We start from the raw sequence: 266 nt of genomic DNA on the forward strand, positions 1-266 counted from the left end.
GTATAGAAGATGATGCAGGAGCAAGATCAGAAGTTGAATAATAAATATCATAGCCTTCATTAGGAACAACAGCCGGCTGTGTCCACGAAATTTGGGCTGCATTTTTTGTAATATTATTTAATCCAACAGAAAGAGGCGGTTTACAAGCTGACGGAGTCCAACTATAAGTTAATCCATCATCTGGCATTCCTGGTACTCCATTTGCTGTACTGAACGCCTGTCTGCTATTACTTAATCCTCCGGCATGAGAATTTGCAAAAGCTGTT

Annotated in this window: 1 protein-coding gene; it reads right to left on the reverse strand. The window is 40.2% G+C overall.

Annotated elements, in window-relative coordinates; translation table 11 throughout:
- Positions 1-266 (reverse strand): hypothetical protein (locus SB764_RS41070; RefSeq protein WP_410866906.1); only part of this gene is annotated, 266 nt, incomplete at both ends.

The organism is Paraburkholderia sp. SIMBA_027 (genome assembly GCF_046535315.1).
Lineage (GTDB): Bacteria > Pseudomonadota > Gammaproteobacteria > Burkholderiales > Burkholderiaceae > Paraburkholderia > Paraburkholderia tropica.